A 10,018-nucleotide genomic window follows, 5' to 3' on the forward strand; every position below is an offset into this window, starting at 1 on the left:
GGATGTTCCTTCGGCGGCTAGTAGCTCGAGACATAAGTCATGACAGCCAAAAAGGCAAAAGGCGCCTTTGTGGCTGCCCTGTCTTATGCTTGTCGCCTCTAGGCAAGCCGCCTCCGCTTTTCTTTATACATATTCGTTAATGTTTGCCCCTTTTCCTGTAAGTTGGGCTAATAATTCGGAAGAGATGAATGTTTTTTGGAATTTTCCTATGCGGGATGGCGGATCATTATGATTGCTCTCTCTGTATGGCTGGGTATGTATTTCTTCGTGATCGGTCTGTTTTGATTTATTCTTCAATGCTTTTACGGGTTGTACGGGGAAGAATCGATACGGATGTTTTTCAACCTTCATCTCTCTTTCTTGATACTGTTTATATTGATGGTGTGGTATCGGCGCAATATACCCCATTCAGATCAACTCCTTATATTAGCTTTTTACCCTGATATATATGATTAAAACTTTTGGAGACTTAACCACTGTAAAAACAAAAAATAAAAGAGAATTAACATAAAGTACGAAGGTTTCCGTGCTTTTATGTCCATTCTCTTTGAGAAAATTATTTTTTTCCCTTATTCAGCATATTTGAAATGGTACTGAAATCCAATTGCTTCCCATCGTTTACGATTGATTGGACTATTTTGTCTTCCGTTTCTTTATTGACAGGTTTCTTTGCGATTTTAGACACCCGTTTGATGACACTTCTCACAGTTGCCTCATCTTTGAAATTAGCATTTTGCAATGAGTTGGCAAGCTCTAACACTTCGTTCATGTTGACGCCTGTCTTTTGCTCGAGATTCTTGAAAAAGTTGTTATTCATGAGTAACACGCCTCCTTTTTAACTATAAGCATCATATGTAAAAAAGCGGAGAGCGTGAATGTTCATAAAAAAAAGACAGGATCACTCTATTCGAGGATTCTGTCTCATTTTTCGCTTCAAATTAGCAGAAGCTGGCACCAACAATAATCAACAAGATGAATAAGACGACGATTAATACGAAAGTAGATCCATAACCCCCGCCATATCCGGAGCCACCACCATATCCATATCCATATCCGTAAGGCATTTAGCATCACCTCACTTTACCTTTAGTCATTTATAACATATGTAAGTGAGGGTTGATCCGTATGGGCTTTTTTTATTTTTGGTGTGTATTTGTCCAATTAAAAAGATCGAAGGTGAGATTACCTTCACTGTCTGCCTGTGCCAAAAAGATCGACTCGACACTCAGCTGCCTCTTAGATAGTTCTTTTAGAAGCCAGGGTTTTGGAAATCCTATTTCATTCAATGCCGCTTCATCAATCTTCCCATCAGAAATCACAGCCTGAGGAGGAGTAGATACCTGAGTGACTAGCGACATATCCTCTTTCAATAGGGGCTGTTTGTTTTTCTTCAGCATTACGCTCAGATCGCCGTTTGTATCTAAAGTGGCAAACTCAACATCCGCAGCACGGAATACATCTTTTTTCCTTAGTTGCTCAAGCAGCTCATCCACCGAGTACTTCTCTTTCCGCAGGGCTTTCTCATCGATTTCACCATTTTTTATAAAAATGGACGGCGTACCCTCGGCAAATCTTCTGAATCTGCTGCTTTTCAGAGACAAGATAGAAAAAAGCAGTGGAAATAAGAACCAGAGTAAAATACTCATCAGGCCCTCGCCCAGCGGCAGACCGAGATCCATTGAAAGAGTGCCGGCTATGCTGCCTACTGTTATGCCTGTTATATACTCAAAAAATGATAATTTCGACAGCTGTTTTTTCCCCAGTAATTTTGTAATAATAAACAAAGAGAGAAGAATAAACAAGCTTCTGACTGCTACTTGCAAGTATTCAGGCATTTCTGTTTCCTCCCATTACCCCTTTGGTTTAAAAAGGAGTGCACCCATAAAGCCAAACACGATCGCAGCGGATATACCGGAACTTGTTACCTCGAACATCCCCGTTAATACACCCACCAGCCCGTGTTCCTGTGATTCCTGCATCGCCCCGTTTACAAGGGAATTGCCAAAGCTTGTGATTGGAATCGTTGCCCCTGCCCCTGCAAAATCAATAAGCGGTTCATATAATCCAAATCCCGAAAGTATGGCGCCTGCTACCACTAGCAGACTCAAAGTGTGTGCAGGTGTCAATTTCGCTACATCAAACATTAACTGGCCGATGACACAGATGATTCCACCGATCACAAATGACCAAAAAAACATTGCAATCATTTACGATTCCTCCTTTACTTTACAAAAATTCTATCGACACTGCATGGGCAATGCACGGGATTGTCTCCCCTTGTTGAAAGGTAAGCGGCGACAGCAGCGCACCCGTTGCGACCACTAAAATACGTTTATAAGTACCCTTCTTCATTTCGTTCAGCAAGTGGCCGTATAGAACGGTCGCTGAGCACCCTGGTCCGCTTGCTCCCGATTGGACCGGCTGATCTTCTCCATAAATGAGTAATCCGCAATCCTTATATTGCTGTTCTGTCAGAGTGAAGCCCTTCTCCTTGAGCATCTCCATCGCCGTCTGTCTCCCAATTGCCGCAAGATCTCCGGTAACAATTAAATCATAGTAGGAAGGGTCTCTTCCTAAATCTTGAAAATGACCGGAAATCGTGTCTGCGGCCGCCGGTGCCATCGCGCCACCCATATTGAAAGGATCTGATAAACCAAGATCAATCACTTTACCTATTGTTGCAGAAGTCACTCTAGGTGCTGGTGCAGACAGTCCATCACCATTTCCCACCACTGCATACCCTGCACCAGTTACCGTCCATTGAGCAGTAGGAGGTTTTTGGCCGCCATACTCTGTCGGATATCGAAATTGCTTTTCTGTAGCTGAGTTATGACTGGAAGCACCCGTCATCACTGTTTCAGCTCCATGATAATTCACTAGAAAAGCGGCCAGTGCCAATCCTTCCATTGAAGTGGAACATGCACCGAACAGACCGAAATATGGAAATGAATAAGTCCGTGCCGCAAAGCTTGAAGGAGTTATCTGATTGATCAGGTCGCCGGTCAAGAAAAATTGCACATCCTCCTTTTGGAGAGATTGCTTCTCAAGTGCTAATTGCACAGCATCTTCAATAAGAGTGCGATTCGCTTTTTCATACGTATCTTGTCCCATCCACAAATCGTCATAAAACCGGTCAAAATCTGACGCTAACTTCCCCTTTTTTTCAAAAGGACCTCCGACCACACCGGTGGAAAGAATCGCAGGCTGTGCCTTAAAGACCCATGATCTTTTTCCCTTAAGCATTAGATCACTCCCCATTTAATTAATAAAGTCTTTATTAAGGCAACTACAAAAGCTGCAAATACCCCAAATACGATGACTGAACCGGCAAGTTTAAAGATGTTCCCCCCTACACCTAAAACGTACCCCTCTGTTTTATGTTCGATTGCAGCTGAAATTACTGCATTACCGAATCCTGTTACAGGAACTGCACTTCCGGCCCCTCCGAATTGCCCAAGATGATCATATATACCGAACCCTGTAAGGATCATGGCAAAAAAGACCATTGTAGCCACTGTGGGGTTCCCGGCTGTCTGCTCGGTGAAGTTGAAAAAATATATATAGAAATAACTTACAGCCTGGCCAACAAGACAAATGGCTCCCCCCACAAAAAATGCTTTAATCACATTTGTCAATAAAGGCCTTTTTGTTTCATATTGCTTTTCCAGGCTTTCATATTTCTGTTGTTCGGGGGTTTTTTGTGTTTTTCCCACTACTGATTCCTCCTATGTCTTTTCTTTTTGAAGTTCGATGATATCTTTGAATTCCTCTTCAGCCTCTTTCTTCGAAATCGACTTATGCTGCATTTTTTCTTTTAAGCGGACAGTTTCCAGAAATATCTTATAGTCACTGGATAAAATGAAATCTTCGCCGGGATATTTCCCTTCGAGATACTTCTCCATGTCCTTTTCGATTTTCTTCATTTTAAAGCGCTGTAGATGTTTTACTTTGTAAACGACAAGCGTTTCTTTTTTGCTCTGAATGACAGCTACATCATAAAGCTCCTTCTTCTTGGCCAATTCCTTTTTTATTGCATGGCCGAAACTATCCGTTTCAGGATGATCAACCAGTTCAATGGGCGCCGGGTCGGTTTTCTTAAGGAGGGCGATCTTGCTCTCCTTTCCATCCTCCTTATTAACGCATCCCAGAATCAATAAGCAGGCAGTGATTACTGCAAATAAACATTTTTTCATACTAAATCCCTCATTTTTATTTATACTCACTCCTTATTTTTTTCATAAAGTCTAATTTTATGAAAAAAAAAGACTGCTCTTAAGAGCAATCTAATTTTTCTTTGATTTCGAGCCGCAACCGCAGCCTTTTTTCTTTTTATTAGCTGTAGCAGTTGTTGGTCTAATCATGCTATTTACAGAGGTTTTTTTCAATTTATTGCCTCCTTTTGGATGAAGTTGATTCATTATATGTGAATAGAGGCGTGCTTGTTTCCACTAATTACCTAGTCGGCACCTCTATTCCAGTTCTGAACAGCTGCTTCTATAATTGCGGCCACACCTGCAACTGCAAGTAATGTAATGAACGGTCCAAAATAGAGGGGCAGCCATAAGTAACCGCCATACAAAAATAAACTCACCCATATTCCGGTACACCAATAACAGGACAATAATTGTCCTATAAAGCCTATCACACCACCTGTTTTTGGAATGAGATAAATTTCTTCCACACCATTTTCCTCCTCCTTCACCTCATCAAAAAATGGCGTCCGCATAAATTCTGTAATTTTATCAAAGACCATCAGATGTGTCATACGGAAAATAGCAAATCCGAGAGCTATAAGCTGTACCATTGTAAACTCCAACTGAGATCCCCCTTTCTCTGAATATAAATTTATACAAGCCCAAATTTTTAAAAGAGGGCAGATGTCCGTTACCTAATTGCCTATCCAACAATATGTTAGTAATGTAAATGAAATTCATTTTAAGGAGGAACTTTATATGGGTTGCGGAAGAGATAGAGATTTTGGTAAAAAAGATCTCGGCTGTGTATGTCAAGCAGTTCGCGCTATTAAGGATATTCAAGACGCTGGTGACGATTGCAACGAATGCCGTAATGACTGTTTCCTTGAGCCACTGGGAACGATGGTAAGCCCTGCTAATCGTGTAAACACCCGTATCTTCAAGCTTTATTTGAAGAATGGTGACACATTCAAAGCGCACATCAAAGGTAAGCCTTGGAAATCCCCATTTTTCCGGGTTAAAGAAATATTCGATAACTGCTGCGCTACTTTACAAGTATTGAAGCCTGAGCATCATGGTGGTCATGGCGGCAGCAGAGGCGACAGCAGAGGCGAAGATTTTGATGAAGCAGAAGGCATGATGAGCGAATGGGAATTGACTGGTGACTGTATCACTGTCGATCTAGATTGCTTCTGTGCAATTCAATGTATCAAAGATGTTTATGTTGACTTGTGTGAAGATTAATCAGCTTGAAAACAGCAAAGTTTAACTGAGAAAGAAGCCAGCCGGGAATTCCCGCCTGGCTTCTTTTAGTGTAAGCCTATCATTTTGATTGATTTCAATGATTCTTTTGCGATGGTCACTTCTTCGCCCTGAAATGTTTTTACTTTTAACTCATGATCATTTTTTACGGAAAGCACACCTTTATATGCGACCGTATCTGTGCTGAACTCACATGGAAACGGTACTTTGCCATTGATACTGGCAGAGATATAATCCAGCTTTTCTTCCATGTTTAGTTCTTTGAAAGGTTTCAGCCTTCTGAAGGAGTATGCTGCTGACTTTGGTTCCTCTTTTTCAGACTTCGTTTGAGGCTGTCTATCCTCACTTGTTTCTTTCTGATATGTTTTTTCATTTCTATTTTCAACATCACGATGCTTTTCTGAATCAAGTGCAATTGATTGGTTCGGGATGTTTTCTTTTTTTTCTTTTGGCTTTGCGGAACGGTAGGTCACTTGCATATTCCCTTTTACTTCCTGTAGCTTAGGCTGCTGAATATACAACAGTGGTTCCTTGCTTGTTGCTTTTTCTTTTTTCATGATGCACACCTCCAATTCATCTCCACTTCTATATGTATGCAATGAGTGCATGTCAGTTTCTTTTTTTGATGTAGAAGATTTAATTGGAATATATTCTATAGGTGGAACCTGTCTTCTTCAAGAGTTTAAGCTGTACCCGGTTAACCGATAACCTTGCTGAATATAAGAAAACGCAAGTGAACTTTATCTTTCTGCCAATGAAACCACGGAAATGCATCCTTTCTTTTGGTTGTTTTTATGCTCTGAATCCACGTTTGGACTATAATAAAATCTCCTGTTTGCACTATCGTACTGACGAGAATCGTTCAGGGAATTCACTTCTTACCGCTTCTAAAGCAGGTCTCATCAGAATGTTCAAATCGACTTTTTGTTTAACTATTTTTGACAACTTCAAGAGCAACTTCGTGATATTGCGCACAAAATATATTTTCAGAACAACAATTCCATCTATAATAACCTAAAATTTAGTTAAATTTTGTGATTATAGTCAAGGATAAAACACGTGCCCTTTTCTTAAATTGATCGTGATTTTCTACTTTAGTATAAAAGAAAACCGCCACACTTTTTAGAAACATGAAAGGGTTGGACGGTTTTCTTTTCTATTACATCTGGTCTAAAGGCTGGATAGGAGGATTCAGTTGGATTTCTTCATTTGGATAAATTTTGGAAATGACCGAAGAACCCATTAACCTCTTAATTTCATTTGCAGGCAATTCCATTGACACCCCATTAAAGGCAGTTTTATACCTATGTTTAATGCTATATTCCACTTGTTTTCCATCCAGAAAGGCATGAAGTTCCTTCTGAAACGCCTGATGGCTTTTTTCTACATGTTCCTTGGCTGCGTCCAGGCTTATCTTCAATCCTTGAGCTTCTGCTTCCAGGATAGCAATTTTTGCCGGTTTGGTCTTAAATTCAATGATAATTGATACTGTCTTCTCACTTGAAAGGTCAATCGATGGATCAACCTTAACTGAGGAATTCATTGTCTCCTCCACCACCTCTTCCTCTTTTTGAAAGGTATCCTCCCCTATGTTCGCCTTACATCCTCCTACGCCCATCATAAAGACTAGCAAAAGGAGATTCCAGTAGAAACTCTTCATTAACATCCGATCTCCTTTATGAAAAAGTAAAAAAAAAGACAATCTATCAAAGATTGTCTCCTATCGATTTCTTTTTCAACCGTCATGAGTGAAGATCTATCATGAAGGGATACTTTAGTTTTTAGCTCCATCATCCATTTGCTTGGCTGTTATATTCAAATTCGATGTATACGTAACCCCTTGATATTCATTACCGGCTTTTTCGTCCAATTTGATTGCGAAAGAAAGATCAATATATTGGTCATCATTTAATTGCCAGAATTCATGCTTCGCGCCTTCTTTCGAGCCATCCCCGAGTACCATCTTGGCTTTTCCGCTCATGCCTTTTGCAGCAGGTTGATTTTCTTCTTCCTCGACAAATCCGACAACCATTTCAACTCCAGGAGCGATCGCTTTGGACACAGATTTTACTTCATTGGTTGTCCCATTGAATAACTCATCTAAGTAGATTCTTGATTCTTCCAGGATGTCGTCTGTCATTTCTTGTCCTTCAGAGAACTTATAAGCGATATACCCTACTTTATATGCATCTAATGGTACATCTGCACTTAGAGACTGGTTATAGGTAGCTCTAAGATAAGCGTTCATATCTCCTGTATTTTCAACCTTTAACCATTCACCGTATTTTAATTGAGAAGGAGCAAACCCGGTAGCTTCGATGATCTTTGTTTCCATGTCTTGTGAGTTGTTTATTTCTAATGTTCCGTTCGAAATCGTACCTGTGGCATTCGTCTCGGATGTAAACCAAGAATATGTACCAAAGCTTCCAGATACTACGATTGCCCCTACTAACGCGCTTCCCAGAAATGCATTTTTCAACTTAAACATGTCAATCCCCCATTAATTTTTTGATTTGGTAAATTCCTCTTGTTTCTTCTGCTGCTTCGTTTTTTCATAAACCGTTAAACACACATACCCTGCTAATGGAATAATAATAAATAGTAAGAAACCCATCGGTCCTTTCGTGTATTGAGATAGAAAACCAAGATTGGGAATATGGAATAGTTCCTTCCCTACTATTTTATTTGCCGTTGTCATGTCCTCATCCATTGTGTTGTTGTTGTCACCTTGTGTATAGAAGTGTTCCTCTCCTCCTGTTCCAACAATTGAGGTGATTCTGTGAGTAATCAAGTTGTTCTCTTTGTTGTAAAAAGTGATGATATCTCCCGCTTTAAGATCTTCTGCATCTATCTCTTTGGTGATGATTACGTCCCCAGCCTCAAAAGTAGGAACCATACTATTCGACAATACTGTCAGCGGTTTGTATCCAAAAAAGGTTAGCGGTTTACTGCTGCTCAGGCTTATGAAAATGGAAACAATGATCATCAAGATGAGTATAAAGATTACAATTGGTATAGCTTTTTTGACAATGTTCACTACCTGCTCCATTTCTCACCCACTATTCTAGTTGAGGTGTATGTAATTTCTGATAGAAGTAAAAGAGGATCTATTACAATCAGAATTTCGTTAAGATTCTGATTTCTAATTATATTATTACACAGCTTGAAAGTTTGTTGTATTGGGTTAAACAGGGGGAAAGAGCTTCTAGGATGATAGGTATTACCACCTAATTCGAGCCAGTATTGTAATGGATGATCCTTTACTGGCAAAAGAATAATTCTGATACATGACATAATAACCAGTCTTATATTACTATCTAAATTCCCCAAATTTGTCGGTTAGAGGCACTTGTTGCAGAACTACTGGTGGTTTAGTCTACTTATTAGAATTAAAATGTCGGAAGGAATTTTTGAAATCGTACATTCTTTCTGGATTTTGAACGGCAGGTGGAGCTTTTACTTCTTAAAATAAAAAAACCAAGGTACTTTTCCTGTACTCTTGGTCTAAAGGCAATCCTATTCTAATTTTATATAATTCCTTTCTGATTGGAATTTATCTGCAAACTATATATCTTTTGATTTAGGGAAGTCTCCAAAACTTACAAACTCATCTAACAATTTTGAACCAATCTACTCGCATACTGAAGAGCTTTCTCTAGATTTTCCTCGTCTAAGTAATGCTGATACATAGTTTTTTCATATGTTTGTAATTGTTGATGTTTTCCTTTTTCCTCCAACATAGGAATGATTTTGTCTTCAATAAATTGATAGTACAGCTTTTTTTTATTCTCATATAATAAACGAAGCATTTTGAAAAATTGAAAGCTGCTTTGATCGTGGATGTCCATTGCGATTTGACTGCCTATTTCAATTAATTGCTTGAGTTGCTGTTCGTCTTGATCTCCTTCAATGTGTAAACAGCAATAAACGTACCCAATCAAATTATTAAGATAGATAGGAGAGTGTTTATCTTTTTCTTGTAAAGATAATGTCTTTTCATAGTATTTTTTCGCATTTTCATTGTCCCCTGCATAGGAGTGTTCATAAGCCAAATTGCTTAATAAAGCCGCCTTCTTAGAAGTTTCATTGAGAATATCACATTGTGCTATTAATCGATTATATCGATCAATGAGATCTTCAAAATTCCAAAGTTCGTTTCTTCCTTCGTTTATCAACTTGATTGTTTCAGCATCAATGATTTTTTTAAAATTATTGGTTTTCCTGAAGTAATCCAGGGCGAGTTCACTATAGTAATAAGCCTTTACTTTAAAATGAAGGTTATGATAAGCAATGGCGATTTGATAGAAAAACTCATGATTTAGATATTCTTTTTCATTGATTTCAAGCAGGTACTCCAGAGCTTTCTTGAAGTCCCCTTTCAGCACTTCTGTGATTCCCAAAAGGTGATGAAGCAAATGAATTTCATATGCGCTTAATTCTTTACGGTGCTTTTTCATTTTATGCAGAAGGGTTTCTGCTTGTATTATGTTCCCTTGCATAAGGTAGTACCTTGATTGCAATAAAAAATACTTATTTTTCACAGATTGAATAAGGAATAATGA

At 39.1% G+C, this 10,018-nt stretch carries 15 protein-coding genes; 1 reads left to right on the plus strand and 14 read right to left on the minus strand.

Going from position 1 to position 10,018, the window contains the following annotated elements:
• Window positions 1-123 precede the first annotated feature (123 nt).
• The 9 genes from HP456_RS14980 to HP456_RS15020 form a co-directional block, all read right to left on the minus strand.
• The gene (locus tag HP456_RS14980; protein ID WP_172252486.1) at window positions 124-408 is read right to left on the minus strand and encodes a hypothetical protein; all 285 of its coding nucleotides are present in this window, start codon (window positions 406-408) and stop codon (window positions 124-126) included.
• Window positions 409-556: 148 nt separating this feature from the next.
• Entirely contained in the window at window positions 557-817 is a 261-nt protein-coding gene (spoVIF, locus tag HP456_RS14985) for a sporulation-specific transcription regulator SpoVIF (protein WP_172252488.1), read from the minus strand.
• A gap of 121 nt (window positions 818-938) precedes the next feature.
• Window positions 939-1,064: a YjcZ family sporulation protein gene (locus HP456_RS14990; RefSeq protein ID WP_172252490.1), complete on the minus strand. Its 126-nt coding sequence runs from the start codon at window positions 1,062-1,064 to the stop codon at window positions 939-941.
• Window positions 1,065-1,136: 72 nt separating this feature from the next.
• Window positions 1,137-1,835, minus strand: coding sequence for a DUF421 domain-containing protein (locus HP456_RS14995; RefSeq protein ID WP_172252492.1), 699 nt, complete (start codon window positions 1,833-1,835; stop codon window positions 1,137-1,139).
• A gap of 15 nt (window positions 1,836-1,850) precedes the next feature.
• Window positions 1,851-2,207 carry a stage V sporulation protein AE gene (gene spoVAE / locus HP456_RS15000; protein WP_172252494.1) on the minus strand — a complete coding sequence of 119 codons (357 nt, stop codon included), beginning with the start codon at window positions 2,205-2,207 and terminating at the stop codon, window positions 1,851-1,853.
• A gap of 19 nt (window positions 2,208-2,226) precedes the next feature.
• The gene (gene spoVAD, locus HP456_RS15005) at window positions 2,227-3,243 is read right to left on the minus strand and encodes a stage V sporulation protein AD (protein ID WP_172252497.1); all 1,017 of its coding nucleotides are present in this window, start codon (window positions 3,241-3,243) and stop codon (window positions 2,227-2,229) included.
• Window positions 3,243-3,713 carry a stage V sporulation protein AC gene (gene spoVAC, locus HP456_RS15010; protein WP_172252499.1) on the minus strand — a complete coding sequence of 157 codons (471 nt, stop codon included), beginning with the start codon at window positions 3,711-3,713 and terminating at the stop codon, window positions 3,243-3,245. Before spoVAC ends, spoVAD begins: the two co-directional genes overlap by 1 nt.
• 12 nt (window positions 3,714-3,725) lie before the next feature.
• Window positions 3,726-4,193 carry a sporulation protein gene (locus tag HP456_RS15015; RefSeq protein ID WP_172252501.1) on the minus strand — a complete coding sequence of 156 codons (468 nt, stop codon included), beginning with the start codon at window positions 4,191-4,193 and terminating at the stop codon, window positions 3,726-3,728.
• 263 nt (window positions 4,194-4,456) lie between these two features.
• Window positions 4,457-4,816 carry a DUF1360 domain-containing protein gene (locus HP456_RS15020; protein ID WP_172252503.1) on the minus strand — a complete coding sequence of 120 codons (360 nt, stop codon included), beginning with the start codon at window positions 4,814-4,816 and terminating at the stop codon, window positions 4,457-4,459.
• A 136-nt stretch (window positions 4,817-4,952) separates the two neighbouring features.
• On the opposite strand from HP456_RS15020, the gene HP456_RS15025 reads away from it, so the two are divergent.
• Complete coding sequence (locus HP456_RS15025; protein WP_172252505.1) at window positions 4,953-5,438, plus strand: CotY/CotZ family spore coat protein; 486 nt, start codon at window positions 4,953-4,955, stop codon at window positions 5,436-5,438.
• A gap of 65 nt (window positions 5,439-5,503) precedes the next feature.
• On the opposite strand, the gene HP456_RS15030 is transcribed toward HP456_RS15025, so the two are convergent.
• From HP456_RS15030 to HP456_RS15050, 5 genes are all read right to left on the minus strand, one after another.
• Complete coding sequence (locus HP456_RS15030) at window positions 5,504-6,013, minus strand: CotO family spore coat protein (RefSeq protein ID WP_172252507.1); 510 nt, start codon at window positions 6,011-6,013, stop codon at window positions 5,504-5,506.
• Between the two features lie 602 nt (window positions 6,014-6,615).
• Window positions 6,616-7,116, minus strand: coding sequence for a protease inhibitor I9 family protein (locus tag HP456_RS15035; protein WP_172252509.1), 501 nt, complete (start codon window positions 7,114-7,116; stop codon window positions 6,616-6,618).
• Between the two features lie 114 nt (window positions 7,117-7,230).
• Window positions 7,231-7,944 carry a hypothetical protein gene (locus tag HP456_RS15040; protein WP_172252511.1) on the minus strand — a complete coding sequence of 238 codons (714 nt, stop codon included), beginning with the start codon at window positions 7,942-7,944 and terminating at the stop codon, window positions 7,231-7,233.
• A 12-nt stretch (window positions 7,945-7,956) separates the two neighbouring features.
• Complete coding sequence (locus HP456_RS15045) at window positions 7,957-8,505, minus strand: signal peptidase I (protein ID WP_172252513.1); 549 nt, start codon at window positions 8,503-8,505, stop codon at window positions 7,957-7,959.
• Window positions 8,506-9,067: 562 nt separating this feature from the next.
• Window positions 9,068-10,018, minus strand: a 951-nt coding sequence (locus HP456_RS15050) for a hypothetical protein (protein WP_216663301.1), incomplete at its 5' end; no start/stop codon positions are given.

The organism is Bacillus haikouensis, from assembly GCF_013179555.1.
Lineage (GTDB): Bacteria > Bacillota > Bacilli > Bacillales > Bacillaceae_B > Rossellomorea > Rossellomorea haikouensis_A.

Coding starts and splice junctions, on each gene's coding strand:
- HP456_RS14980 (WP_172252486.1), bottom strand. CDS start 408: ATGGGGTATATTGCGCCGATACCACACCATCAATATAAACAGTATCAA.
- spoVIF (WP_172252488.1), bottom strand. CDS start 817: ATGAATAACAACTTTTTCAAGAATCTCGAGCAAAAGACAGGCGTCAAC.
- HP456_RS14990 (WP_172252490.1), bottom strand. CDS start 1,064: ATGCCTTACGGATATGGATATGGATATGGTGGTGGCTCCGGATATGGC.
- HP456_RS14995 (WP_172252492.1), bottom strand. CDS start 1,835: ATGCCTGAATACTTGCAAGTAGCAGTCAGAAGCTTGTTTATTCTTCTC.
- spoVAE (WP_172252494.1), bottom strand. CDS start 2,207: ATGATTGCAATGTTTTTTTGGTCATTTGTGATCGGTGGAATCATCTGT.
- HP456_RS15040 (WP_172252511.1), bottom strand. CDS start 7,944: ATGTTTAAGTTGAAAAATGCATTTCTGGGAAGCGCGTTAGTAGGGGCA.
- HP456_RS15035 (WP_172252509.1), bottom strand. CDS start 7,116: ATGAAGAGTTTCTACTGGAATCTCCTTTTGCTAGTCTTTATGATGGGC.
- HP456_RS15030 (WP_172252507.1), bottom strand. CDS start 6,013: ATGAAAAAAGAAAAAGCAACAAGCAAGGAACCACTGTTGTATATTCAG.
- HP456_RS15045 (WP_172252513.1), bottom strand. CDS start 8,505: ATGGAGCAGGTAGTGAACATTGTCAAAAAAGCTATACCAATTGTAATC.
- HP456_RS15015 (WP_172252501.1), bottom strand. CDS start 4,193: ATGAAAAAATGTTTATTTGCAGTAATCACTGCCTGCTTATTGATTCTG.
- spoVAD (WP_172252497.1), bottom strand. CDS start 3,243: ATGCTTAAGGGAAAAAGATCATGGGTCTTTAAGGCACAGCCTGCGATT.
- HP456_RS15025 (WP_172252505.1), top strand. CDS start 4,953: ATGGGTTGCGGAAGAGATAGAGATTTTGGTAAAAAAGATCTCGGCTGT.